Source organism: Pseudomonas sp. LSJ-87 (genome assembly GCF_032971465.1).
Classification (GTDB): Bacteria; Pseudomonadota; Gammaproteobacteria; order Pseudomonadales; family Pseudomonadaceae; genus Aquipseudomonas; species Aquipseudomonas putida_Z.
On the sequence record NZ_JAWJYQ010000004.1, the window covers coordinates 142,394 to 168,301 of the forward strand.

The window sequence follows — 25,908 nt, forward strand, 5'->3', positions numbered from 1 at the left end:
GCGAACCCCTTTGTCATGAAGGGGTTCGTCGTCTTTGCCGGAGGGGTCATGAAAAGGCTGGTTGTCACATTGGTCGCTGCTTTCTGCCTGTACCAGGCCCAGGCCGGTACCGCGCCCTGGTGGCGCTGGGAAAGCCAGGTGGATGGGCGCCTGGTCTGCTCGCAATGGCCGCCGGGGGATGGCTGGAAGAAGTTCGCCGGCCCCTACAGCAATGGTGGTTGCCGCGAGCCTTGAATAAACCTGTACTGGCCTTTTCGCGGGTGAACCCGCTCCCACAGGTGTCGCGCAGTACCTGTGGGAGCGGGTTCACCCGCGAAGAGGCCGGTACAGGTTTGCCGCCATCGGCAACCAGGCGCCGGATAACCGGCGTCCAACATGCCAACTGCTCCCTCGAAAGCCCGTATCCACGGGCTTTTTCATGATTTCGCAAAGTTGGTTCGGAACTTGCTTTCTAGCTCGCATAGCAACGGCGAGCGGCAAACGACCGCCAGTGCAATGGAGGATGACTGTGGACAAGATGCTTTACGTGGCCATGACCGGTGCCAGCCAGAATGCGCTGGCGCAGAAGGCGCACGCCAACAACCTGGCGAACATTTCCACCAACGGTTTTCAGCGAGACCTGGAGCAGGCCCGCTCGATGCCGGTGTTCGGCGACAGCTTTCCGTCGCGCGCCTTTGCCATGACCGAGCGCCCGGCCACCGACTTCAGCGAAGGTCCGATGGTTGAAACCGGCCGCGATCTGGATGTGACGGTGACCGGCAAGGGCTTCATCGCCGTGCAGGCGCCCGATGGCAGTGAAGCCTACGTACGCACCGGCAGCCTGAACATCGATGCCCTCGGTGTGCTGCGTGCCGGCAACGGCATGCCGGTGATCGGCAACGGCGGCCCGATTGCGATTCCGCCAGAGCAAAAGGTCGAAGTCGGCGCCGATGGCACCATCAGCATCCGCTCCATGGGGGAAGACCCGCGCGTGATGGCCGAAGTCGACCGCATCAAGCTGGTCAACCCGGATACCAAAGGCCTGACCAAGGGCCTGGATGGCCTGATCCATACCCGCGACGGCCAACCGGCGGACGCCGACGTCAACGTGCGGGTGGTGTCGGGCTTCCTGGAAGGCAGCAATGTCAACGCCGTGGAAGAAATGACCTCGGTGCTGGCGCTGTCCCGTCAATTCGAACTGCACGTCAAGATGATGAACGCGGCCAAGGAAGGCGACGAAGCCATGGCGCGTGTTTTGCAAATCGGCTAATCACTTTTGAACGGGTGCCGTAAAACAGGCGCACGAGGAGAACTTACATGCTTCCGGCTCTTTGGGTCGCTAAAACCGGCCTGTCCGCCCAGGACACCAACCTGACGGTCATCTCCAACAACCTGGCCAACGTCTCGACCACCGGCTTCAAGCGTGATCGCGCCGAGTTCCAGGACCTGCTGTACCAGATCAAACGCCAGCCAGGCGCGCAGTCCACCCAGGACAGCGAGCTGCCTTCCGGCCTGCAGGTCGGTACTGGTGTGCGCATTGTCGGCACCCAGAAGAACTTCCAGACCGGCAGCCTGCAGACCACGGAAAACCCGCTGGACATGGCGGTCAATGGCCGTGGTTTCTTCCAGGTATTGCAGCCGGACGGCACCGTTTCGTACACCCGTGACGGTACCTTCCACCTGAACTCCGACGGCCAGATCGTCACCGCCAACGGCTTCGCGCTGGAGCCTGCCATCGTCGTGCCGAACGACGCGCAGACCTTCACCGTCGGCCAGGACGGCACCGTGTCGATCACCACCGCCGGCAACCCGGCTGCGCAGGTGATCGGCAACATCCAGACCGCCGACTTCATCAACCCGGCCGGCCTGCAGGCGATTGGCGACAACCTGTTCCTCGAAACCGCCGCCAGTGGCGCGCCGCAAGTCGGCACCCCGGGCCTGAACGGTTTCGGCACCACCCTGCAGCAGACCCTGGAAAACTCCAACGTCAGCACCGTGGAAGAGCTGGTGAACATGATCACCACCCAGCGTGCCTACGAGATGAACTCCAAGGTCATTTCCACCGCTGACCAGATGCTGTCGTTCGTTACTCAACAGCTCTGAAGCAGGCAGCTCTAACCCCGTCACTCCGTTGCACCCGTGAGGTAAGCGTCATGAATCGTCTGTTGTCCGTTTTCGCCCTGGGGGGGGCGGTGTTGCTGGCAGGTTGCGTCGCGCCGACGCCCAAGCCCAACGACCCGTACTACGCGCCGGTACTGCCGCGCACCCCGTTGCCGGCAGCGGCCAACAACGGTTCGATCTACCAGGCCGGTTTCGAGCAGAACCTGTACAGCGACCGTAAGGCGTTCCGGGTGGGTGACATCATTACCATCACCCTCAACGAGCGCACATCGGCCAGCAAGAACGCCGGCTCGCAGATCCAGAAAAACAGCAACGCCAACATCGGCCTGACATCGTTGTTCGGCACTACGCCGAACACCAACAACCCGTTCGGCAGCGGTGACCTGTCGCTGGAGGCCGGCTACAGCGGCGAGCGCGCCACCAAGGGCGACAGCAAGGCCACTCAGGGCAACACCCTGACCGGTTCCATCACCGTGACCGTGGCCGAAGTGTTGCCCAACGGCATCATCGCCGTGCGCGGCGAGAAGTGGCTGACCCTGAACACCGGCGAAGAGCTGGTGCGCATTGCCGGCATGATCCGCGCCGACGACATCGCCACCGACAACACCGTGCCGTCCACCCGTGTGGCCGACGCGCGCATTACCTATTCCGGTACCGGCTCGTTCGCCGATGCCAGCCAGCCCGGGTGGCTGGACCGCTTCTTCATCAGCCCGCTTTGGCCTTTCTGAGTACGGATGACCATGTTCAACGTGAGGCAGCTGATTGCCGCAACCCTGCTCCTGTCCTGTGCCTTCGGCGCCCAGGCCGAGCGCCTGAAGGACATCGCCAGCATTTCTGGCGTGCGCTCCAACCAGCTGATCGGTTACGGCCTGGTGGTGGGGCTCAATGGCACGGGTGACCAGACCACCCAGACGCCGTTCACCCTGCAGACCTTCAACAACATGCTGTCGCAGTTCGGCATCAAGGTGCCGGCCGGCTCCGGCAACGTGCAGTTGAAAAACGTTGCGGCAGTGTCGGTGCATGCCGACCTGCCGGCGTTCGCCAAGCCAGGCCAGGTGGTGGACATTACCGTGTCCTCGATCGGTAACTCCAAGAGCCTGCGCGGCGGCAGCCTGCTGATGACCCCGCTCAAGGGTATCGATGGCAACGTCTATGCCGTGGCCCAGGGTAACCTGGTGGTGGGCGGCTTCGATGCCGAGGGCCGTGACGGTTCGAAGATCACCGTCAACGTTCCGTCGGCCGGTCGTATCCCTGGCGGTGCTACCGTCGAGCGTGCAGTGCCGAGCGGCTTCAACCAGGGCAACAGCCTGACCCTGAACCTCAACCGCCCCGACTTCACCACTGCCAAGCGCATCGTCGACAAGGTCAACGACCTGCTCGGCCCGGGCGTGGCTCAGGCCGTGGACGGCGGTTCGGTACGGGTCACTGCGCCGATGGATCCGAGCCAGCGCGTGGACTACCTGTCGATCCTCGAGAACCTCGAGATCGACCCTGGCCAGGCAGTCGCCAAGGTCATCATCAACTCGCGCACCGGCACCATCGTCATCGGCCAGAACGTCAAGGTGTCGCCGGCCGCAGTGACCCACGGCAGCCTGACCGTGACCATTACCGAAGACCCGATCGTCAGCCAGCCGGGGCCGTTCTCCAATGGCCAGACCGCCGTGGTGCCGCGCTCGCGGGTCAACGCCGAGCAGGAAGCCAAGCCGATGTTCAAGTTCGGCCCGGGCACCACGCTGGATGAAATCGTCCGTGCGGTGAACCAGGTGGGCGCAGCGCCCAGCGACCTGATGGCCATCCTCGAAGCCCTGAAACAGGCCGGCGCCCTGCAGGCCGACCTGATCGTGATCTGAGGACGGCGCGGATGAACAGCAAAAGCGTGGTTTCCGGCAGCGCCGACAGCGGCGCCTACACCGACCTCAACCGCCTGAGCTCGCTCAAGCATGGCGACCGCGACAGCGACGCCAACGTGCGCAAGGTGGCCCAGGAGTTCGAGTCGCTGTTCATCAGCGAAATGCTCAAGGCCTCGCGCAAGGCCAGCGACGTGCTGGCCGATGACAACCCGATGAACACCGAAACGGTGAAGCAGTACCGCGACATGTACGACCAGCAGCTGGCCGTGAGCATGTCCCGCGAAGGCGGCGGTATCGGGCTGCAGGACGTACTGGTGCGCCAGCTGTCGAAGAACAAGGGCACACCGGCCAACACCAGCCCGTTTCCGCGTATCGAGGGCAATGCCCCGACGCTGTGGGGCAACAAGGTGGCCGAGCCCGTGCATGCCGCGCAGTCGACCGCCACCCGCAACGACGTCGCCGCGCTCAATTCGCGACGCCTGGCGCTGCCGAGCAAGCTCACCGACCGCCTGGTGGCCGGCATCTTGCCGTCGGCGGCCAGCACCAATACCGCAGCCGTGCCGGCCCGTGACGGCCAGCAAGTGGCCAAGGCCTTCGCCGTGCCGGACAACGGCCTGCGCATCCTCGGGCGAGCCGTGGCCCAGCCACCGCTGGCACCGAAAAAAGCCTTTGCCGACAGCGACGAGTTCGTCGCCACCATGCTGCCGATGGCCGAGCAGGCAGCCAAGCGCATCGGTATCGACCCACGTTACCTGGTGGCGCAGGCCGCCCTGGAAACCGGCTGGGGCAAGTCGGTCATGCGCAACACCGATGGCAGCAGCAGCCACAACCTGTTCGGCATCAAGGCAACCGGCAACTGGGAAGGTGGCGAGGCGCGGGCGATCACCAGCGAGTTCCGCGATGGCCAGTTCGTCAAGGAGACGGCGGCGTTCCGTTCCTACGATTCCTACCAGGACAGCTTCCACGACCTGGTCAGCCTGCTGCAGAACAATTCGCGCTATCAAGATGCGGTGAAGGCCGCCGATAAACCAGAACAGTTCGTGCAAGAGTTGCAAAAGGCCGGGTACGCCACCGACCCGAATTACGCCAGCAAGATCTCGCAGATCGCAAGACAGATGAAGTCGTACGAGCACTACGCAATGCTCGGTACCGCAACGAAACTTTAAGGGCATGGAACCATGGCGAGTCTGATCAACATTGGTATGTCGGGGCTTGGCGCCGCGCAATCGGGGATGTACACCCTCGGTAACAACATCGCCAACGCCGATGTCGAAAGCTACTCGCGCCAGCAGAACGTGCAGAAGACCAAGGGCGGGCAGCAAGTCGGCCAGGTGTTCATCGGCAGCGGTACTACCCTGGCGGATGTGCGCCGGGTCTATAACGCGTTCCTCGAGAACCAGCTGCGTAGCACCACCTCGCTGAGCAGCGATGCCACCTCGTACCTGAACCAGATCACGCCGCTGGATACCGCCCTGTCGAGCAGCGACACCGGTATCACCGCTGCACTGAAAAGCTTCTTCAGCGCCATGCAGGATGCCGCGGCCAAGCCGACCGAGGACGCCTCGCGCCAACTGCTGCTGACCAGCGCGCAGTCCCTGGCCAAGCGCTTCAACACCCTGTCGGCGCAGTTGAACCAGCAGAACAGCGACATCAATGCCAACATGGCGTCGATCGCTGACAAGGTCAACGCGCTGACCAAGTCGATTGCCGACCTCAACGGCCAGATCTCCAAGATGACGGCCGTCAATGGCCAGCCCAACGACCTGCTCGACCAGCGCGACGGCGCGGTGCGCGAGTTGTCGGCGCTGATCGGTGCCGACGTTGTAGAGCAGAAGAACGGCAACTACGACATCTACCTGAAGAACGGCCAGGCCCTGGTGCTGGGCAACACCACCCAGACCATCGGCGTGCAGCCGAGCGCCACCGACCCGACCCGCATGAGCCTGATCCTCAATCGCGGCTCGACCAAGATGGACATCACCAGCACCACGACCGGTGGTGAGCTCGGCGGCCTGATCCGCTACCGCAAGGATACCCTCGACCCGGCGCTCAACGAGCTCGGTCGCGTGGCCTTGGTAGTAGCCGATGCGATCAACAGCCAGCTGGCCCAGGGCATCGACAAGAACGGTGACTTCGGTGCCACCCTGTTCGGCGATATCAACAGCGCCGCGGCCATCAGCCAGCGCAGTGTCGCCAAGACCGGCAACAGCGCCGGCTCCGGTAACCTCGATGTGACCATCAAGGACACCGGCAAGCTCAGCACCAGCGATTACCAGGTGACCTTCACCAGCGCCACTGGCTACAGCGTGCGCAAGTTGCCGGAAGGCACCGACATGGGCAGTTTCGACCTCACCGACACGCCGCCTCCGGTGATCGACGGGTTCACCCTGTCACTCAATGGTGGCGGCCTGAGTGCTGGCGACAGCTTCAAGATCACCCCGACCCGCAATGCGGCCGCCGGCATCGACACTGTCCTGACCGACCCGAAGCGCCTGGCCTTGGCTTCGCCACTGACCGCCACCAGTGGGTCGGGCAACAAAGGTACCGGCGTCATCACCCAGCCGACGCTGACCTCGGAGATGGACATCTACGATGCCGCCCAGCGTTCGCAATTGCAGGCTGGCCTGAAGTATTCGACCCCGGTCAAGCTGGTGTTCGGCGATGACACCAGTTCGCCCCAGGCCTACAAGATGTACGACGCCAAGGGTACCGAGATCGGCAGCGGCACCATCGTGCCGGGCCAGGAGAACAAGTTGCAGCTGTCGGTGCCGATGGTCGATGGCAGCGGCAATTCGCTGGGCGGCAATTTCACCTTTGAGATGAGCGTTTCCGGCGCGCCGAAGAACGGCGACAGCTATACCGTGGGGCTGACCGGCGCAGGTTCGGCAGACAACCGCAACGCCTTGTCGGTGATCGACCTGCAGACCAAGTCCACGGTCGAGGTTGGCGCCAACGGCAAGGGCATCAGCTTCACCGATGCCTACGCCAAGCTGGTATCCAACGTTGGCGGCAAGGCCGGCCAAGCGCAGATGGACAGCGATGCCACCACTGCCTTGCATGCCTCGGCAGTGGAAAGCCGTAACGGCCTTTCGGGTGTGTCGATCGATGAAGAGACCGGCAACCTGGTCAAGTTCCAGCAGTACTACACCGCGTCGTCGCAGATCATCAAGGCGGCCCAGGAAACCTTCGCCACCCTGATCAACAGTCTTTAAGGAGCCGTAGATCGTGAGCGTACGCATCTCTACTTCGCAGTTCTACAACACCAACCAGGCCAACTACCAGAGCAACTTCGCCAAGACGGTGAAGAGCCAGCAGGAGGCAAGCGATGGCATTCGCGTGCGTTCGGCCAAGGATGACCCGGTGGGGGCGGCGCGTCTGCTGCAACTGGAGCAGCAGCAGAACATGCTGAAGCAGTACAGCGGCAACATCGTCAACGTACGTAACGCCCTGGGCACTGCCGAAAGCACCCTGAACTCCATCGGCACCATCCTGCAGCGGGTCAACGAGCTGGCGGTGAGCTCTGGCAACGGTACGTTCACCGATGCCGACCGCAAGGCCAACGCCGATGAACTGGCGTCGCTGGAAGACCAGCTGTTCTCGTTGATGAACAGCAAGGACGAGAACGGCAAGTACATCTTCTCCGGCTCCAAGGGCGATACCCCGCCTTACGCGCGCAATGCCGATGGCACCTACAGCTACCAGGGCGACCAGGGCAAGCTCAACCTGCAGGTGGGTGACATGCTCAGCCTGGCGGCCAATGAAACCGGCTACGACGCCTTCGAGCAGGCGCTCAACACCAGCCGTAGCCAGACCAGCCTGACCGCGCCGGCCACCGACGATGGCCGCGTCAGCCTGTCCAACGGCCAGGTCTCCGGCAACAGCCTGTACAACGATCGCTTCCGCAGTGGCGAGCCGTACAGCATCGAATTCCTCAGCAGCACCGAATACAAGATCACCGACGTCGACGGCAATGACGTCACGCTCGAGGCCAGCCAGGGCGGCAAGTTCGACCCCAATGGCGACAACACCAGCATCAGCTTCCGCGGTGTCGATCTGCGCCTGGACATCACCTTCAAGGACGGCGACAAGGGTAATGAAGATGCCGCTATCGCAGGGCATACGTTCAGCCTGAGTTCCAAGGCCGATGAGGTTTCCGGCACCCGCAGCCCTGGCAATACCTCCTCCGAGCAGGTGACGGGCGCGACCATCACCGATCAGGCTGCCTACAAGGCCGCTTTCCCGGGCGGTGGCGCGGTGCTCAAGTTCACCGGCAGCAGCACCTTCGAGCTGTACGCCGCGCCGGTCACTGCTGACAGCCGCCCGGTGGCATCGGGTGCGCTGGGCGGGCCGAACGGCACCACCGCTACCGCGGCCGGGGTCAGCTTCGAGCTGTCCGGCGCACCGAATGCCGGGGACTCGTTCGCGGTCAAGGTCGATACCCACCAGACCCAGAACATCCTCGACACCATCGGCAAGCTGCGTACCGCGCTGACCAGCCCGGTGGACAACGACCCGGTGGCCCGGCAGAACTTCCTCGCCGCGCTGGATTCGGCCGTTGGCAACATCGCCAGCGCCACCAACCAGGTGTCGTCGTCGGTCAGTGCGATCGGTGGCCGTGGCCAGGCGCTGGATGTGCAGTCCGAAACCAACGAGGCGCTGAGCACCGAGAACACCAAGACCCAGAGCTCGATCCGCGAAAGCGACCCGGCTGAAGTGATGCTGCGCCTGCAGATGCAGACCAACATGCTGCAAGCGTCGCTGCAGGCCTATGCCAAGGTCGCCAGCTTGTCGTTGGTCAACTACATCTGATTTCACCTCTCTCGCGTCATCCGGCGTGTGCCAGCCCATTCGGTGCTGGCCACGCCACCTCTTCAAGGTCTTCGCCGTGAATCAACAGACCCTCGTCAGCATCGCCATCCCAGCCTTCAACCCCGAGTTCTTCCGCGCCACGTTGCTCAGCGCGCTCAACCAGGATTACTCGGCGCTGGAGGTGCTGGTCTGCGATGACAGCCGGGGCCTGGAGATCCAGCGTATCGTCGACGAGGTGGTGGGCGAGACCGGCAAGCCGGTGCGCTACGTGCGCAATCCGCAGACCCTTGGGTTCGCCCGCAACCTGCTGGCGTGCCTGGAGCATGCTGAAGGGCCGCTGATCAAGTTCCTCTGCGACGACGACCGACTGTTCCCCGAATGTGTCGGCCTGCAGGCCGCGGTCATGGAACAGCATGCCGATGTCAGCATGACCATCTGCCAGCGCATGCTGTGCGCGGCCGACGATGCCTTGCTACCGCCGCGCATGCTCAATGCGGTGATGTGCCCGGAGGATGCGGTAGTCAAGGGTAGCGACTTGCTCGAAGCGTTGGAGACGAACGCCCCCAACCTGTTCGGCGGCCTCAGCCATGCACTGATGCGCCGTGACCTGGTGGCCGAGTTCCTGCCGGCGTTGGTGCAGGAGGGCAGCGGGTTTGCCGCGCGCCTGGACATGGCGCTGTACATTTGCCTCATGCGCCGAGGCAACCTGGGGCATCTGTCACGCTTCCTCAGCATGGAGCGTCTGCACCCTGCGCGCCTGAGCCACCAGGCAGGCATGACCCTGGCCTTCCCCATCGAGACCGACTGGATAAAGGCAATGCTGGCCGCGCGGGCAAGCGAGGCCGCACCGGCCAGTGGCTGGGTGCGCTACTTGTCGCTGGAGCGGTACCAGGGCGAGCAGGGTGCGCAGTGGGACGAGTACGAACTCAACCGCCTGTACGGGGCACAGCAGGCCCGCCAGGCGCAGCAGGTTGGCACTGACTGCCTGTCGTTTGAAGAGGTGTATGCCCAGTGGCTGGAGTGCCGTGACCTGTCGGCTGCACAGCTCAAGGCGTTGCCCAAGCGCTTCGAACAGTGGCCCCGGCAGCCGCGTATCGTCCCGGTGATCTGGGCCGAGGCGGGTGAGGAACTGGCCCTGCGCGCGACCCTGGACAGCCTTGCCGCGCAGTCCTGTTCGGCAGCCGGCACCTGGCTGCTGGCACCGGCGACGCTGGAATTGGCAGGCCACCCGGTCGCGGTTGAACGCATGCTCGTTCAGGGTAATGGCCTGGCCCAGCTGCAGGCGCGCCTGGCGCGTGCCGACGATGCCGACTGGATACTGCTGTTGCGCGCTGGCGACCGCCTGGTGCCCCATGCTCTGGCGATCATGGGCGAGCGCATGGCACTTCGCGAGCGGGCCTGCATCTATGTCGACGAAGGTAGCCATGACGGGCTGCGCCCGACAACACCCATCTTCAAGCCGGACTTCAACCTCGACCTGATGCGCAGCCTGCCATATGTAGGGCGCGTACTGGCATTCAACTGTACGGCGCTGCGCGAGGTCGGCGGCTTCGACCCGGACTTCGATACCCTTGCACCCCACGACCTGCTGTGGCGCCTGGCGGAACACCAGGGCTTGCAGGTCATCGAGCACATCGACGAACTCCTGGTGCATTGCCAGCACGACTTTGGCCAGTGGCTGCACGACCCGCGCTGCGCACAGCAGGCGCCACGCGTGGTGCGGGCCCATCTGCAGCGGCTGGGCGTCGATGCCGAGGTTGTCGGTGCCGAAGGCATGTCGTTGTGCCAGGTGGCGTACCGGCACCCGGAGCAAGCCCTGGTCTCGATCCTGGTTACGCTCGGGGACGACCTGAGCGCGGCGATGCGTTGTGTCGAGTCCGTGTTCGAACACACCCGGTATGGCCATTTCGAGGTGCTGCTGATCGCCTCGCCGGATACGCCTGCCGACCTGCGTCAATGGCTGCAGGCCATGCGGGGGCTGGGCAGCAACCAATTGCGGGTGATCGAGGTGGCCAGCGGCAGCCAGCTGGCGCAGTTGAACCAGGCCAGCGAGGCTGCCCGTGGCGACTACCTGCTGATGCTCGACAGCGCCTGCGCCGCCTTCGCCCGGTCCTGGCTGGAGCAGTTGATGGCCCAGGCCCAGCGCCCGGAGGTTGGCGTGGTGGCGCCCAAGCTATGTACCCAAAGCGGCGAGATCTTTGGCGCCGGGCTGGTCCTGGGGCTGCATGGCGGCGTCAGCAGCCCGTTCGTTGGCATGCCGGCTGACAGCGGCGGCTACATGCTCCGGCTCAATGCCGTGCAGAACTGGAGCGCGCTGAGCCTGGACTGCCTGCTGGTGCGCCGCGAGCTGTTCGCCGCGCTGGGCGGTTTCGATGTGCAGGGCCTCAAAGGCGGCCTGCAGGACGCCGACCTTTGCCTGCGCATCCGCGAACAGGGCTATCTGGCGGTGTGGACGCCCCATGCAGTGCTCGTTCGCTTCGCTTCGACCCGCGACGTGCGGACCGACAGCCAGCGCAAGGTGCTGGACAAGGACATCTTCCATGAACGCTGGTTGGCCAAGGTTGCCCGCGACCCTGCCTATAACCGCAACTTGAGCCTGAAGATGGCCAGCTTCCACCTCGATGCCGGACAGCGTCGTGGCTGGGACCCGTTCATCAGCCGTGTGCTGCCGTCGGTGTTGGCGTTGCCGATCAACACTTCGGCGGTCGGTCACTACCGGGTGGCACAGCCGTTCACCGAGCTGGAGCGCGCTGGCTGGATCCAGGGGCGGCTTGATTACAGTACCCCGGAGATGATCGAGATCGAGCGCGAGAAGCCCGACGTGATGATCTTGCAGTGTCGCTACACGGTCAATTCGATCGATGAAATGACGCGCTTCAAGCGCCTGTCGAACGCCCGACGCATCTACGAGATCGACGACTACATCATCGAGGTGCCGGAAAAGAACGCCCATGCGCGGAACATACCGGCCAACATGCGCGAGCTGGTCACCCAGGGTATTGCCTTGTGCGACCGGGTGGTGGTGTCGACCCAGCCGCTGGCCGATGCACTGTCGAGCATGCACCACGATATCCGGGTAGTCCCCAACATGCTCGCCGCCCCGCTGTGGGCCGGGCTGGCCAGCGAGCGCCAGACTAGCGCGCGGCCGCGCGTGGGCTGGGCGGGGGGCACCAGCCACCGGGGCGATCTGGAGCTGTTGCTGGACGTGATCAAGGCCCTGGCCGACGAGGTCGACTGGGTATTCTTCGGTATGTGCCCGGATGCCCTGCGGCCTTATGTGAAGGAGTTCCACAAAGGCGTGCCCTTGGCGTCGTACCCGCAGAAGCTGGCCAGCCTCAACCTTGACCTGGCACTGGCACCGCTCGAACAGAACCTGTTCAACGACTGCAAGAGCAACTTGCGCCTGCTTGAGTATGGTGCGTGCGGCTTCCCGGTGATCTGCACCGACACCAAGGCCTATGACGGCTACCTGCCTTGCACGCGGGTGCGCAACAACACCTCGGAACAATGGCTGGATGCGATCCGCATGCACCTGGCCGACCCCCAGGCCAGCTACCGCCAGGGTGATGCCCTGCGTGAGGCGGTGCTGCGGGACTACGTATTGATGCCGCAACATTTGCAGCAATGGGCGAATGCCTGGCTGGCGGTTTAATTTTTTTCGCGTTCGTTGCGAGCGGGCGCCCAACTCTACCTTCGAAGGTGCTTTATGGTCGATATCGCAAGCGGATCGCGCAGTGACGTTACGGTGGTGTTGCTGGGGCATGATCAGGCCGCTCATCGTGAGCGAGCGTTGCACTACTACCGTCAGGCGGGCATTGCCTGCCTGGCTCTGGAGGCCCTTGAGACCCATAGTCCGGGCGCTCTGTGCAGCGCACGCCTGAGTCAGGCGCTGCAGCAGGTTGCCACGCCGCTGGTCAATATGGCCCTGGATGCTGACTTCGTGCAGGCACCGGCACTGGACAGCGCTGCTGAATGCCTGAGCGCAAATCCGCTGGCGCTCGGTGCCCAAGGCTATGCCTTGGGGTACGTTCCGGGTAATGGTCAAGTGGCCTACTACAAGATGGGCCACTCTTTTCCGGCGCTGGAGGGGGAGGGGGCCTCGGCGCGCATTCGGTCGCATGCGTTGGCGAACCAGCCGGCCTGGCGCTCCGTGGTGAGGGTCGAGAGGCTGCGTTCGGTGCTGGCCGACTTGCCGGAGGATCTGGATTTCGCCAGTTGGCGGGTTGCGCTGTCGTTGGCGTTGCTGGCCGACGGGGCGATTATCCAGCTCGACCAGACCGACGTCCTCTGTGAATTGGCGCCGCGTACTTTGTCGCTGACAGCCCGGGAAGAGCAACTGGTGCGGACTGTGCGTCTGTTGCGCGCGTGGGACGCCGAACGCCATGGTGTATGCGCCGGCGACGCGGGCTTTGTCGTGCTCAACCGCTTGGTGCGTGGCAGCTACGATGCAGGCGAGCCGACGTTGCTGTTCACCTCGCGCTGGACCAGTGTGATCGGCGACCCGGACCGCCAGTTCGAACCCCGGCAGTACATGGAAATGCCTTACTACCAAAAGGGCCTGTTCCAGCGCCTGGCGCAGTTTGAATTTCTCTGCCATGGCTGGCCAACCGGACGGGAGCATCGTCATGCACTGGAAGGCACCTGGGTGCGTCAGCGTGAACTGCTCGAGGTGCACCCCAACGACACCAAAGAGAGCCTGCAGCAGCGTTATTGGCAGGCCTTGGCATTGGGCTTGTTCAGCCGCGATGTCTGCCAGCGTCTGCTGGCAACCCTGGAGGTCGAGGTGCACGCAGAAAAAGTCCGCGAATTGAGTGCCTGGCTTGAGCGCCTCGACAGCATTCCGGGTCAGGATGTGCCCGGGTGGCTGGCAACTACCGGCTCGGGCCGGCTGTTGCAGGTGTTGGCGGATGCAGCGCCAGCGTCTGAGGTGCGTCAACGCGTGCTTGCGCAACTAGCCAAGCGGCCCGGCCCGCAAATCGGTTTCGTGGTCGCGGACTTGAAGGACGATGACCTTGCCCTGCAGGCGACCTTCGACAGCCTGCTGGCTACCGGTCTGCGCAATTTCAAGCTGGTAGTGCTCAAGGCCGGGAAACCACCGGCTATCACGACGGCGCGGGACACCTTGCATTTTGTCCAGGTGGAACCGGGTAACTGGGTTTCACACCTGAATCAGGCGCTGCGCCAGTTGCCGAGTGAATGGATGATGTTGCTGCAGGCAGGAGACATCCTTGCCGGTGGTGGCCTGCTGCGTCTGCAGCTGGAGCTGGGTGAGTCTCCGGCCTGCGATGCCATTTGTGCCGACGAGATACAACGCGATGAAGAGGGGCGTTTGCTGGGGATCATGCGCCCCGGTAGCGATCTCGACCTGTTGCGTAGCCAGCCGGCCCTGATGTCGCGTCACTGGTTGCTTCGCCGCCAGGCTGTGCTTGACCTGGGTGGCTTCGATAGCCGTTTTGGCCACGCGCTCGAATACGATCTGTTGCTGCGTCTTGTGGAAGAGCGCGGGGTCGGCGGCATGGCGCACATGGATGAGTATCTGGTGATCGGAGGACAGGCGCCGGAGCCGATGCGTTCCGAAGCGCTGGACATTCTCGACCGCCACCTGAAGCGACTGGGCTATCGGGGGCAGGTCAGCGATCAGGGTGCTGCCGGGTTGACCATCGATTTCCGGCACAACTCGACGCCGCTGGTCAGCATCCTGATGGTTCATGAGGGCGACCGGTCTGCGCTTGAGCGCAGCCTGAGCAGTCTGTTCCAGCGTACTCGCTACCCTCGCTACGAGATCGTGCTGGCCTGTACCCAGGATCAACATGGCCTGCTGTCCGACGCGCTTCGATCGTTCGCCGGCCGTCTGCGTCTGATCGTGACCGAGGTGGGAGAGAACCTGTTCAATCAGGCTGCACGACATGCGCGCGGTGAATACCTGGTGTTGCTGAGCGAACGTTGCCAGGTGATCTCCCCGGCCTGGATCGAGGCGATGCTCAACCAGGCACAACGGCCGGAGGTTGGGGTGGTCGGCGCGCGCCTGGTTGGCGCCGATGGCAGTCTCGCGCATGCCGGTTACGATTTGCTTGCAGGGCCGCGGTTGCATGCGCCCTGGACCGGCCTGCCCGGGGAGCACGTTAGCCAGGATCACTGGTCTTGCGTTGTGCGCGGTTGCCCAGCTGTGTCGGGGGATTGCTTGATGGTACGTACCGGCGTGTTCGAGCACTGCGACGGGTTGCAAGGCGGAATGGCGGCCGATGTCGACCTTTGCCTTGCCGCCACCGCTGCTGGCAGCCTGGTGGTATGGACTCCACAAGCGCAACTGATGATTGATGGTGCAGTTTCTCCAGCCCCCGAGGCGGTACAGGGGTTGCTGGCGAAGTGGCCGAGCGCGTTTACCCGTGAAGTGGCAGTCGATGGCCGGTGGGCTGGTGCCGAGGCGGGCTGGTTGACCCCGTTCAAGTAGCTGGCGCGGGAATTGCAAAAGCCGGGCAGGAGCCCGGCTTTTTTGCGCCTGGCGGCAAATAATTGACAGGCGTGGCGCCTGGTTTCACGTGGTGTGGACGAGGTTGTGAATGCAAAAGAAAGTGGCTGTGCTGCAGTCCAACTACATTCCCTGGAAAGGGTATTTCGACCTCATCGGCAGCGTCGATGCGTTCATCCTCTTCGATGATGTCCAGTACACGCGCCGCGACTGGCGCAACCGCAACAAGATCAAGACTGCCCACGGAGAGCATTGGCTGAGCATCCCGGTGAAAAACAAGGGGCGCTACGACCAATTGATCAACGAAGTTGAGATCAGTGAGCCTGGCTGGGCGGCTGCCCACTGGAAGACCATCGAAATGAGCTACCGTCGCGCGGCGTGCTTCCAGCAGATGGAAGGGCCTGTCAGGGCGCTCTTTGAGCAGGCCGCCGAGCTCACTCATCTTTCGCGTATCAATCACCTGTTCATCGCCGGCCTGTGCCCCCTGCTGGGTATACGAACGCCGCTTTATCGTTCCGAAAACCTGGGCCATGCAACCGGCAAGAATGAGCGTCTGATCCAGTTATGCCAAGCAGTAGGTGGTACGCATTACCTGTCGGGACCGGCAGCCAGCTGTTACCTGGACGAGGCCGCGTTCGCTACTGCCGGGCTTGGCCTTTCGTACATGAGTTATGACGGCTATCTCGAATACCCGCAACTGTACGGCGAATTTCAGCACGCGCTGAGTGTCATCGACCTGCTGTTCAACACCGGCGCCGACGCGCCTGCCTTCCTGGAGCGGCGACCATGAGCACGACCATTTTGCGAGAAGTGGAACAGTACTATTCCTCGCGTATTCGCGAGCATGGCGCCACTCCGGAAGGGGTTGACTGGAACGGTACTGCTTCCCAGCATCTGCGCTTCGAACAGCTGCTCAAACTGGTGTCGCAGGAAGAATGGCAGCGGGGTTTCAGCCTGGTCGACGTGGGTTGTGGTTATGGGGCATTGCTCGACTGGCTGCGCGAACGCGGCGGCGTAGTGGACTATCACGGCTATGACCTGTCACCCGAAATGATTGCGTCGGCCCGCGCCACGCATGGTGAGGACCAGTTCACCTGTTTCGAGGTCGCCGACCGGCCCACCCGGACGGCCGATTACGCGGTAGCCAGCGGCATTTTCAACGTGTCCCAGCAGACGCCACGGGAAGTCTGGGAAGAATATATTGCCGAGGTGCTTCGCACCATGGATGCGTGCTCGACCAAAGGCTTTGCCTTCAACTGCCTTACCAGCTACTCCGACGCGCCATTCATGCGCGACTACCTGTATTACGGTGACCCGTGCTTCTACTTTGATCTGTGCAAAAGAACCTACTCCAGGCAGGTGGCACTCTTGCACGACTATGGCTTGTACGAATTCACCCTCCTCGTGCGCAAGGCCCCGTGACCTGCCATTCGACTTCCCTGTTTCCTGGAGATATCCATGCTCAAGAAAGGCTCTACTTCCGTTACCCAGTCCAGCGACAGTCAGCTAGAGGCGCGGGAACGACTCTGGCAGTCCTTTGCCAATGCACCGCTCGATGACGCCGAAAAGGAGCGCAACCTCGGCTTGTTCATCCGCTCGGCCTCCCTTGCGCGGATGCTGGCGATTTCCGACCTGTACCGCGAGATCGTCTCGCTGCCCGGCTCGGTGCTCGACTTCGGCACCTGGCGCGGCCAGAACGCCGTGCTCTGCGAGAATCTGAGGGCCATTTTCGAGCCGTTCAACAAACAGCGACGCATTGCGGCATTCGATACCTTCGCTGGCTACAAATCGCACGCCAGCGACAGCAAAGTGACCAACGAAAATTTCCAGGACGGTTGCTACGATACCGGCAGCGGTTATGCCGATTACCTGCGCCATCTGCTGGCATTGCACGAGAGCATCAATGCCTTGCCACAGGTTTCCAGCGGCCATCAGGTGGTGGAGGGCGATATCAAGGATACCTTGCCACGTTTCATCGAGGAGAATCGCAATCTGCTGGTGGCGTTGGCCTTTTTCGACATGAACCTGGAAGGGCCGACCCGGTTTGCCTTGGAACAGATCCTGCCGCGCTGTGTGCCGGGTTCGCAGCTGGTGTTCTTCCAGTTGCAGCGTGATTTCCTACCAGGCGAGGGTTACGCCTACGTAGCTGAAGTGCTGGGCAAGGTTCGTCACGAGATCAAGCGCTCACAGACCTACCCGTCCCTGTGCATCGTCAAAGTGCTGTAAGAGGGCATGCCATGTTCCTGATCATTGGTAACGGCATGGTTGGCCTGGCGATCGCCGCCGGCCTTTCCCGTTCGGTACCCGCCGAGCGCATTACAGTGGTAGGCCCGATGTCGCGGCCCTACAGCGCCTCGATGGCTGCTGCAGCCATGCTCAACTCGTTTGCGGAGCTGGAGCCGGGTGCGTTGGACAAACCGCGAGACCGCCTCAAGTTCGAGTTGAGCCAGGCTTCCGCGCGGTTGTGGGGGGCGTTTGTCGAAGAGTTCGAGATACCCGCCGAGCATTACCGTTTGGGTACCGTGCTGGTCAACAACAATGCCTCCAACAGGTTCGAGGACCAGGCGTTCGACGCCATCGCCGATTATCTCGAAGAGTTTGCCGAGCCGTATGAGCGGATCGAGCCGACCCTGGAACCGGCCTATTCACCAGCTTCGGCCTATCGCAGTCGCAATGCCCTCTTCCTGCCCCGCGAAGGCGTGGTCAACCCAGATGGTGTCATCCAGGCCCTGCAACAGACGCTGGCAAGGCGCGGTGTACGCTTTGTCGAGGGTGTGGTGGAGTCTCTCGACAAGATCGGTGGCCGAACCTGCGGGGCTCGCCTGGCCGATGGTCGGGTGCTGGCTGCGGAGCGTGTGGTCCTCGCCAATGGCAGCAAGGCGACCCGGCTGTGGGCCGAAGACGACTGCATTCGGGTCATCAACGGCGTCGGCGCTACTGTTGTTCTGAAGAACCCGGGGATCCAGGGTCGTTACGTGCTTCGCACGCCAAATCGTGGCGGCGCCTGTGGTATCTACCATGCGCCCTATCAGGACGATCTGTTCGTGGTAGGGGCGACAAACCTAATCACCACTGCCGATGAACAGGTCCCACGTGCCGAGTCCGTGGCGGCCCTGATAAATGGTGCGATCAATCAGGTCAACCAGATGCACCGTGCCAGCGGCTTCGTGCGATACAACTTCGGCTATCGACCGGTGAGCCTGGATGGCTATCCGGTAATCGGCCAGCTCAATGACAACACATTCATTGCGACCGGTACGCGGCGGGATGGCTATCACTTTGCGCCTTGGCTGGCTGACAACCTGGCGGCGCTGTTGCTGGGGGTGCAGCTCTCGCCCCAGGCGCGTGCGTACTTCGAATACACCCGGCCACATCGGCGCGCAATGCTTGATGATTCAGTCGAAGCGTGCTGCCGCAAATACGCGGCAGTCAAATGTTCGGCGCTTTCCCAGCATGGCTATGACGCGGGGCATACCGATGCCGACCAGGCGCTCGAGGGCCACTACTACCAGCGCGCGAGGGATTTCTTTGCCCGTAACGGCCTTGAGAAGGCAATACAGGTCGAGTTTCTCGATGCGCTCATTGGCGGCTACCTGCCGCTGAGCGATTTCACCTGACCACGTGCTGGAGAATACGAACGTGAGCAAACAGGTCATACCTTTCAACAAGCCTTTCGTCGTTGGCAAGGAATTGTTCTATATCGCCCAGGCAGTGATGAACGGCGGCATCGCTGGCGACGGACAGTTCACTCAATCGTGTCAGCAATGGCTGGAAGACAACCTGGGATGCCCCAAGGCGCTGCTGACCCATTCCTGTACCGCGGCGCTGGAGATGGCGGCGATCCTGGCCGATGTCGGGCCGGGGGATGAGGTCATCATGCCGTCGTTCACGTTCGTATCTACCGCCAATGCTTTCGTGCTGCGCGGTGCGGTTCCGGTATTCGTGGACATACGCCCGGACAGCCTCAACCTTGACGAGCGTCTGGTCGAAGCCGCGATCACCGAGAAAACCAAGGCGATCGTGGCGGTGCATTATGCAGGGCAGCCTTGTGACATGGACGCGCTGCTGCGTATCTGCAACAACCATGGCCTGATGCTTATCGAAGACGCTGCTCAGGCGATTCTCGCCAGGGAAAAGACCCGTGCACTTGGTACCATCGGGCACCTCGGTTGCCTGAGTTTCCATGAAACCAAGAACGTCATCAGTGGTGAGGGAGGGGCGTTGCTGATCAACGACCCGAAACTGATCGAGCGTGCAGAAATCATCTGGCAGAAGGGGACCAACCGCAAGGCGTTCGCCCGGGGTGAAGTCAGCAAATATACCTGGGTCGATGTCGGCTCTTCGTTCCTTCCCAGCGAATTGACGGCCGCCTTCCTCTATGCACAGCTGGAGCAGGGCGAAAGCATCAACTCTCATCGGCGTGGTTTGTACGAGGCTTATTACAATCAGTTGCAGGCGCTGGAAGCCGATGGCTTTTTCCAGCTTCCCCGTACGCCAGGGGGGCGGCCAGCCAATGCGCACATTTTCTACCTGTTGATGCGCAACAACCAGGAACGCAGCGAGCTGATCCAGTTCTTGCGTGAAAGGGATATCCATGCAGTGTTCCACTACGTACCGCTGCACGATTCACCTGCCGGACTGCGGTATTCCCGCAGCATCGGAGAGCTGCCGGTAACCTGTGATGTTGCCCAGCGTCTGGTGCGCTTGCCACTTTACTCGGACATGACTGCTCGCCAGGTTGCCCGAGTGTGCGCAGCAATCGCCCAGTTCTTTGCCGAGCCTCGCGCTGTCTGAGGCCGGCTTGCCTGTATTTTCCTGATTCTGGAGTTTCCAAGCGATGCCCAATTCTGCCGGGGTTGACGCCCATTCGCTCGACCAGGCACTGACGCGCCTGAGGTTGATGTATGCCAAGCCGGAGCATCCGTACTACATCCTGGCACCCGACTACCGGGAAACCTCCTCGGGCGTCGCGTCGCTGCACTATCTTTGCCACGTGCTCAACCTGAACGGGCGCGAGGCTTATATCTGTGGCGGTCAGGTGGTCAATCCGGACCTGAAAACGCCATTGCTGGACCCGCTGACGCAGAAGCGGCATCAGGCCGAAGGCAAGGTGCCGATAGCTGTCTATCCGGAAGTGGTGGTGGGCAACCCGCTTGGCTGCGATGTGGTGGCGCGTTTCCTGCTGAACTTCGAGGGTTTTCTTACCGGCCAGAGCATGCAGGCCGCTGGCAGAGACCTGTTGTTCTATTCCGGCGCCCTGATCGCCGCACGGCATGGCTATCCGGATGGCGACTTGCTGTGCCTGCCGACGATCGATGTCGAACTGTTCAGCGCGCCGGCACCGGGCACGCTGCGGGAAGGTAAGTACCTTTACCAGAATCGCCACCCGCTGGAGCAGATCGACTATTCGCAGTTGCCTGACGATATCCAGCTGCTGAGCATGGCCAATGCCCTGACATTGCCCGAGCTGGCAGTGCTGCTGCGTAGGGCCGAAGTGCTCTATACCCACGAATGGTCGATGACCTGCGTGATCGCGGTCCTTTGTGGCTGCCCGGTGATCTTCATTCCAGGGCACGGCATCGACGAGCAGTTTCTTGAGGCCAGCTTCATCGGCAGCCAGGGTTTCGCCATGCTCGATCGGCCCGGCGCATTCGAGCGTGCCAGCGCAGGGCTGGAAGGTGCCCTGCAGCGTTATGTGGAAAGAACGGCACCCTTCTGGCAACACCTCGAGGTGTTCATCGCCAAGACCCAGTTTGCAGCCCGTCGCGAGGCGGCCGGCAATCAGAGCGGTATGCTGGCATGGCTGCGTCAGCGTTACCCGCTGCCGCAGCAGTTACAGTTGATGCAGGACCGGCTGGTGGCGCCCGATGCGCCCTCGATCGCCGTGTTGGTGCGGGATCACGGCGACCCGGGAGCCCTGGCGCGTACCCTGGGTAGCCTGGACGACGTACTGTACCAACGCATCCAGGTCTGTGTGCTGGGTGCGGTGGAGCCGCGTCGCCCGAACGTGCAGTGGTTGCCAGCTGATGATCGAGCGCCGTTGGCCGCCATCAATGGCCTGCTGGAGAGCAGCCCCTGTGATTGGTGCATGTTGGTAGATGCGGGCGTGGAATTTACCGCCAGTGGCCTGCTGGTGGCGGCTCTCGACCTGGCACAGGCCCCGGTGACGTTTGGTGCGGTGTTTGCCGACGAGGCCGTGCGAGGCGCCGATGACAGCGTTGAAGCCCGTCTGCGACCCGACCTCAATCTGGACATGTTGCTGGCGCACCCGGCCGCATTGTCGCGGCACTGGTTGTACCACATGCGCACGCTCGTGCAGCAGGGTGGGTTCGACCCGGCTGCAGGGGGGGGCTTCGAATTGGCCTACCAGCTGCGATTGATTGTCGACCATGGCCTGGGGGTTGTGGGTCATATCAGCGAGCCGCTGTTGATCTCCAGTCTGCCGGACCTCACTGTATGCGACGATGAGCGCACGGTCATCCAGAAGCATCTGTTGGAGCGTGGTTATCCTGATGCGCAGGTTCGTTCGATCGAGCAAGGGGCGAATTGCTACCAGATCGACTATGGGCATTCGCGGCCAGCCTCGGTGAGTGTGATCATCTACATCGAAGGCGACCTGTCACGGTTGCAGCGCTGCCTTGAACAGTTGTTGCAGAACACGGCAGTTGTCCCGCATGAAGTGCTGTTGGTAGAACCAGGCAATGACGATCCGGTGCTGCTGCAGTGGCTGGACATGCTGAGCCAGGTTGAGCCAGGACGAGTCCAGGTATTGCGTTTCATGCCGGGGCAGCCTCGTGAGGCCATGCGCAACGCCGCGGCGCAGGAGGCGCAGGGCGAGTTTCTGCTATGGCTGGATGCTACCGCCATGGTCAGTGATTGTGATTGGCTGCCAGCCTTGCTAAACCATGCACAGCGCCCTGAGGCCGGGGCTGTGGGGTGCATGCTGGCGAGCGCCGATGGGGTGATTCAGCAGGCAGGTCTGGTACTTGGGCTGGGTGGCAGCGTCGGTCCTGCATTCGCCGGGCATGTACTCGGCGATGAGGGGGCTCTGTCGGCGCTGGTGACTGAGCGTAACGGTGTAGCCGTGGGGGATCGTTGTCTGATGGTGCGGCGTGAAACCTTCCTTCAATCGGGTGGTTTCTCCGTCGACCCGTTATTGGCGCCCTGGGCTGAAGCCGACCTGTGCCTGCGCCTGCAGCAGGCCGGCTATCTGAATGTCTGGACGCCACGCGCCAGGCTGCTGCTGGAAGCAGCTCCCGCTGCTGCGATCAGTGCTGAACAGGAGGATGCGCTTTACGCTCGCTGGTTGCCGCAACTGGTCAGCGATCCCTCCTACAACGCCAACCAGTCATTGCTTGCCGGCCACAGCCATGCGCGGCAGGACAACGGTCTGTGCTGGCGGCCATTGCAAGGCATTGCTCCGACGGTGCTGGCCTTCGCTGCCGACCAGCAGGCGGCCGGGCAGGCCCGCGTAATACAGCCCCTCATGGCGATGCGCAACGCCGGCTTGATTGATGGTTCGGTAACCATGGGGGTTCTGACCCTGGTGGATATCCAGCGCTATGCGCCCTCGAGTATTGTCTTGCAGCGCCCGCTGGCGGATGCGGGGTTGCAGACCTTGCGTCGTCTGCGCGCATTCTCCCAGGCATTCAAGGTGTATGAGCTGGACGGTTATATCCCGGAATTGGGGTTCGACGCCGGCCTGAGTGCGGATGAATTACTGCAGCGCATGAGCCATGGGCTGATGCAGGCAGACAGAGTGGTCGTTGCTGCCCCGGCGTTGGCGGAGCTGTTGCAAGGACAGCACGATGACGTGCGCTTGCTTGAAAGCGCGCTACCTGCCGCCTGGGGCCAGTTGCAAGGTTTGCGGCGCATGGCGCAAAGGCCGCGTCTGGGCTGGATCGGCAACAAGGATGCTGCCTTGCTGGCCGAGGTGGTTCCGGCGATGGCGCATGAGGTCGATTGGATCGTCCTGGGCGACTGCCCGCAAGCGCTGCGGCCGTTCGTCCGAGAGCACCACCCGCAGGTCACTGGCGAAATGCTGGGCAATAGCCTCGCTGCCCTGAATCTCGACCTGGCGCTGGTGCCGATGGCCGAGACCTTGGGCAACGCCTGCTCAGGCGATCTGCGGGTGCTCCAGCACGCTGCTTGCGCACATCCTGTGATCTGTAGCCGGGTCGCCGGTTTCGCTGGTGCAGATACCTTGCCGTTGTCGAGGGTGGAAAACCAGACGGCTGACTGGCTACGGGTCATTCGTCTGCATCTGGACGACCGCGACGCGTCGGCAGCGTTGGGTGATGCCTTGCAGAATGCCGTCCGGGCGAACTGGCTGCTTCAGGGGGAGCGCCTGGAGGCATGGCGCCGGGCCTGGCTGGCCTGAGTCACTGTCGTATGCCGGGTGCCCGCGCGATGCGGGTGCCTGGCAGCGCACGCCGGGTCATGGTTGCGCACGAGGGGCATTGATCTTGTCGGGCGATTGGCCGATCGTATGAACAACCGTGACTTGGCAGTCGAAACGTGCATCTCTAAGCTATCGAGTCTGCGGGCAGTCTCGTCGTCTTTTCACCCGAGGTATCTGAACCCGGCGCGAAAGCCCGCGAATTTTCGCCATATCTATCGGGAAGCCACAATGATTGGCATCAAAAGCATCGCCAGTTACGTACCTGTCGAGGGCGTCGACAATTACGCGCAGGGCGCGAAATTCGGCAAGGACCAGGATTTCATCTTCGGCAAGATCGGTTCGACCTTCCTGCCGCGCAAGGAAGCCTCCCAGGAAACCTCTGATCTTTGCGTGGAGGCAGCAAAAAACCTGTTTGCTGCCAATCCTGGTCTTGATCCTGCGTCCATCGATGTCGTGATCGTCGTGACCCAGAACGGCGACGCCGAAGGCTTGCCGCATACCGCTGCCATCGTGCAGCACAAGCTGGGGCTGACCACCCAGGTCGCAGCTTTCGATATCTCCCTGGGCTGCTCGGGCTATGTCTACGGCCTGTATGCCATGAAGGGCTTCATGGAAGCGGCAGGGCTGAAAAACGGCCTGTTGATCACCGCAGACCCGTACTCGAAGATTGTCGACCCCGAAGATCGCAATACCACCATGCTGTTTGGTGATGCCGCCACTGCAACCTGGATGGGCGAGGATGCTGCCTGGCAGCTCGGCAAATCGCTGTTCGGCAGTGATGGTGCAGGTGCCGAGCACTTGCGTACTACCGACGGCAAGTTCTTCATGAATGGTCGTCAGGTCTATAACTTTGCCCTGGTCAAGGTGCCTGCTCACCTTCAGCAGTTGCTCGATGCCAGCGGCCTCAAGGCCGGCGACATCGACCTTTATTGCCTCCACCAAGGTAGCGCGGCAATCGTCGACGCGGTGTCGGCGCGCTTTGTAGAGGGCGAGTACAGGCAGCGGTTCGTCAAGGACATGGTCGAGACCGGCAATACCGTCTCTTCGAGCATTCCGTTGTTGCTGGAAAAGCATGTGCTGGGTTCGCAGCACCAGCGGGTTGCCCTGAGCGGTTTCGGCGTAGGCCTTTCCTGGGGTTCGGCAATCATCGAGCGATGCGATTGACCGGCCCTCATCGGTTACAAGACGCCGCCGCTTCAGGGCGGCGTTTTCTTTTCTCTGCTGCGCAGCGAGTGCGCCTGTAATCTGGCGTCAAACCCTTGATTTCATTGGGATGGCCGGATGCCAGCAAAAAAAGTGAGAAATCGCCCTAAAGCAAACTGCCCTGACGACGATAAACATTACGAAGGTTCTCTGTGCCACACCCGGCGAATTGCCAAGGCCGGAAGCCGTAGTACCCAATCCAACGAGGAATTCGTCATGGCTTTGACTGTTAACACCAACACCACCTCTCTGGGCGTTCAGAAAAACCTGAACCGTGCTTCCGATGCGCTGAGCACCTCGATGACCCGTCTGTCCTCCGGCCTGAAAATCAACAGCGCCAAAGACGACGCCGCCGGCCTGCAGATCGCTACCCGCATGACCTCGCAGATCCGTGGTCAGACCATGGCTATCAAAAACGCCAACGACGGTATCTCCATCGCCCAGACCGCTGAAGGCGCGATGCAAGAGCAGACCAACATCCTGCAGCGTATGCGTGAACTGGCCGTTCAGTCCCGAAACGACTCGAACAGCACCAACGACCGTGTCGCTCTGGACAAAGAATTCCAGTCGATGGCTTCGGAACTGACCCGTATCGCCAACAGCACCCAGCTGAACGGCAAGAACCTGCTGGACGGTTCGGCTTCGGTCATGACCTTCCAGGTTGGTTCCAACACCGGTTCCGCCAACCAGATCACCATCGACCTGAGCGCCAAGTTCACCGCTTCGGACCTGGGCGTTACTTCCTCGATCAACATTCAGGGTTCCGACACCACCACCGCCGAAGCCAACTTCAGCGCTGCTGTTTCGGCCATCGACGCCGCTCTGCAAACCATCAACAGCAACCGTGCTGACCTGGGTGCCGCGCAGAACCGTCTGACCAGCACCATCAACAACCTGCAAAACATCAACGAAAACGCCGAAGCTGCTCGTGGCCGTGTACAGGACACCGACTTCGCTGCTGAAACTGCCCAGCTGACCAAGCAGCAGACCCTGCAGCAAGCTTCCACCTCGGTTCTGGCCCAGGCCAACCAGCTGCCGTCGGCAGTACTGAAGCTGCTGGGCTAATCTGCCTGGTT

At 62.3% G+C, this 25,908-nt stretch carries 18 protein-coding genes; all 18 read left to right on the plus strand.

Annotation, left to right across the window (positions count from 1 at the left end):
- The first annotated feature begins 48 nt into the window (after positions 1-48).
- The 18 genes from RYH74_RS05745 to RYH74_RS05830 all read left to right on the plus strand — a co-directional run bounded on the left by RYH74_RS05745 (position 49) and on the right by RYH74_RS05830 (position 25,897).
- The gene (locus tag RYH74_RS05745; protein ID WP_039612679.1) at positions 49-234 is read left to right on the plus strand and encodes a hypothetical protein; all 186 of its coding nucleotides are present in this window, start codon (positions 49-51) and stop codon (positions 232-234) included.
- A 274-nt stretch (positions 235-508) separates the two neighbouring features.
- Entirely contained in the window at positions 509-1,249 is a 741-nt protein-coding gene (locus tag RYH74_RS05750) for a flagellar basal body rod protein FlgF (RefSeq protein WP_015271240.1), read from the plus strand.
- Between the two features lie 47 nt (positions 1,250-1,296).
- Positions 1,297-2,082, plus strand: coding sequence for a flagellar basal-body rod protein FlgG (gene flgG / locus RYH74_RS05755; RefSeq protein ID WP_015271239.1), 786 nt, complete (start codon positions 1,297-1,299; stop codon positions 2,080-2,082).
- A gap of 50 nt (positions 2,083-2,132) precedes the next feature.
- A complete protein-coding gene (gene flgH, locus RYH74_RS05760; protein ID WP_015271238.1) occupies positions 2,133-2,828 on the plus strand; it encodes a flagellar basal body L-ring protein FlgH in 696 nt (231 codons plus the stop codon).
- A gap of 12 nt (positions 2,829-2,840) precedes the next feature.
- Positions 2,841-3,950: a flagellar basal body P-ring protein FlgI gene (locus RYH74_RS05765; protein WP_015271237.1), complete on the plus strand. Its 1,110-nt coding sequence runs from the start codon at positions 2,841-2,843 to the stop codon at positions 3,948-3,950.
- 11 nt (positions 3,951-3,961) lie between these two features.
- Positions 3,962-5,116: a flagellar assembly peptidoglycan hydrolase FlgJ gene (gene flgJ / locus RYH74_RS05770; protein WP_317409084.1), complete on the plus strand. Its 1,155-nt coding sequence runs from the start codon at positions 3,962-3,964 to the stop codon at positions 5,114-5,116.
- A gap of 12 nt (positions 5,117-5,128) precedes the next feature.
- Positions 5,129-7,162 carry a flagellar hook-associated protein FlgK gene (gene flgK / locus RYH74_RS05775; RefSeq protein WP_085589049.1) on the plus strand — a complete coding sequence of 678 codons (2,034 nt, stop codon included), beginning with the start codon at positions 5,129-5,131 and terminating at the stop codon, positions 7,160-7,162.
- 13 nt (positions 7,163-7,175) lie between these two features.
- Positions 7,176-8,759 carry a flagellar hook-associated protein 3 gene (locus RYH74_RS05780; protein WP_085589047.1) on the plus strand — a complete coding sequence of 528 codons (1,584 nt, stop codon included), beginning with the start codon at positions 7,176-7,178 and terminating at the stop codon, positions 8,757-8,759.
- A gap of 76 nt (positions 8,760-8,835) precedes the next feature.
- Positions 8,836-12,411 carry a glycosyltransferase gene (locus tag RYH74_RS05785; protein WP_317409085.1) on the plus strand — a complete coding sequence of 1,192 codons (3,576 nt, stop codon included), beginning with the start codon at positions 8,836-8,838 and terminating at the stop codon, positions 12,409-12,411.
- A 54-nt stretch (positions 12,412-12,465) separates the two neighbouring features.
- Entirely contained in the window at positions 12,466-15,210 is a 2,745-nt protein-coding gene (locus RYH74_RS05790; RefSeq protein ID WP_317409086.1) for a glycosyltransferase, read from the plus strand.
- Positions 15,211-15,319: 109 nt separating this feature from the next.
- Positions 15,320-16,018 (plus strand): WbqC family protein, encoded by a 699-nt coding sequence (locus RYH74_RS05795; RefSeq protein WP_015271231.1) that lies wholly within the window; start codon positions 15,320-15,322, stop codon positions 16,016-16,018.
- Positions 16,015-16,650, plus strand: coding sequence for a class I SAM-dependent methyltransferase (locus RYH74_RS05800; RefSeq protein WP_317409087.1), 636 nt, complete (start codon positions 16,015-16,017; stop codon positions 16,648-16,650). The genes RYH74_RS05795 and RYH74_RS05800 overlap by 4 nt, the downstream gene beginning before the upstream one ends.
- Before the next feature lie 36 nt (positions 16,651-16,686).
- Positions 16,687-17,454 carry a hypothetical protein gene (locus tag RYH74_RS05805; RefSeq protein ID WP_003257274.1) on the plus strand — a complete coding sequence of 256 codons (768 nt, stop codon included), beginning with the start codon at positions 16,687-16,689 and terminating at the stop codon, positions 17,452-17,454.
- 11 nt (positions 17,455-17,465) lie between these two features.
- Positions 17,466-18,845 (plus strand): NAD(P)/FAD-dependent oxidoreductase, encoded by a 1,380-nt coding sequence (locus tag RYH74_RS05810; RefSeq protein WP_317409088.1) that lies wholly within the window; start codon positions 17,466-17,468, stop codon positions 18,843-18,845.
- Positions 18,846-18,867: 22 nt separating this feature from the next.
- Entirely contained in the window at positions 18,868-20,022 is a 1,155-nt protein-coding gene (rffA, locus tag RYH74_RS05815; RefSeq protein ID WP_015271228.1) for a dTDP-4-amino-4,6-dideoxygalactose transaminase, read from the plus strand.
- A gap of 43 nt (positions 20,023-20,065) precedes the next feature.
- Positions 20,066-23,608, plus strand: a complete 3,543-nt coding sequence (locus RYH74_RS05820) for a glycosyltransferase family 2 protein (protein WP_317409089.1) — start codon at positions 20,066-20,068, stop codon at positions 23,606-23,608.
- Between the two features lie 249 nt (positions 23,609-23,857).
- Positions 23,858-24,793: a ketoacyl-ACP synthase III gene (locus RYH74_RS05825; protein WP_317409117.1), complete on the plus strand. Its 936-nt coding sequence runs from the start codon at positions 23,858-23,860 to the stop codon at positions 24,791-24,793.
- A 255-nt stretch (positions 24,794-25,048) separates the two neighbouring features.
- Complete coding sequence (locus tag RYH74_RS05830; protein WP_015271225.1) at positions 25,049-25,897, plus strand: flagellin domain-containing protein; 849 nt, start codon at positions 25,049-25,051, stop codon at positions 25,895-25,897.
- Positions 25,898-25,908 lie beyond the last annotated feature (11 nt).

Bases quoted from the DNA above. Each gene is read 5' to 3' on its own strand.
- RYH74_RS05765 (WP_015271237.1), top strand. From the start codon at position 2,841: ATGTTCAACGTGAGGCAGCTGATTGCCGCAACCCTGCTCCTGTCCTGT.
- RYH74_RS05820 (WP_317409089.1), top strand. From the start codon at position 20,066: ATGCCCAATTCTGCCGGGGTTGACGCCCATTCGCTCGACCAGGCACTG.
- RYH74_RS05800 (WP_317409087.1), top strand. From the start codon at position 16,015: ATGAGCACGACCATTTTGCGAGAAGTGGAACAGTACTATTCCTCGCGT.
- RYH74_RS05825 (WP_317409117.1), top strand. From the start codon at position 23,858: ATGATTGGCATCAAAAGCATCGCCAGTTACGTACCTGTCGAGGGCGTC.
- RYH74_RS05830 (WP_015271225.1), top strand. From the start codon at position 25,049: ATGGCTTTGACTGTTAACACCAACACCACCTCTCTGGGCGTTCAGAAA.
- flgK (WP_085589049.1), top strand. From the start codon at position 5,129: ATGGCGAGTCTGATCAACATTGGTATGTCGGGGCTTGGCGCCGCGCAA.
- flgJ (WP_317409084.1), top strand. From the start codon at position 3,962: ATGAACAGCAAAAGCGTGGTTTCCGGCAGCGCCGACAGCGGCGCCTAC.
- RYH74_RS05745 (WP_039612679.1), top strand. From the start codon at position 49: ATGAAAAGGCTGGTTGTCACATTGGTCGCTGCTTTCTGCCTGTACCAG.
- RYH74_RS05790 (WP_317409086.1), top strand. From the start codon at position 12,466: ATGGTCGATATCGCAAGCGGATCGCGCAGTGACGTTACGGTGGTGTTG.
- flgH (WP_015271238.1), top strand. From the start codon at position 2,133: ATGAATCGTCTGTTGTCCGTTTTCGCCCTGGGGGGGGCGGTGTTGCTG.
- flgG (WP_015271239.1), top strand. From the start codon at position 1,297: ATGCTTCCGGCTCTTTGGGTCGCTAAAACCGGCCTGTCCGCCCAGGAC.
- RYH74_RS05810 (WP_317409088.1), top strand. From the start codon at position 17,466: ATGTTCCTGATCATTGGTAACGGCATGGTTGGCCTGGCGATCGCCGCC.
- RYH74_RS05805 (WP_003257274.1), top strand. From the start codon at position 16,687: ATGCTCAAGAAAGGCTCTACTTCCGTTACCCAGTCCAGCGACAGTCAG.
- RYH74_RS05795 (WP_015271231.1), top strand. From the start codon at position 15,320: ATGCAAAAGAAAGTGGCTGTGCTGCAGTCCAACTACATTCCCTGGAAA.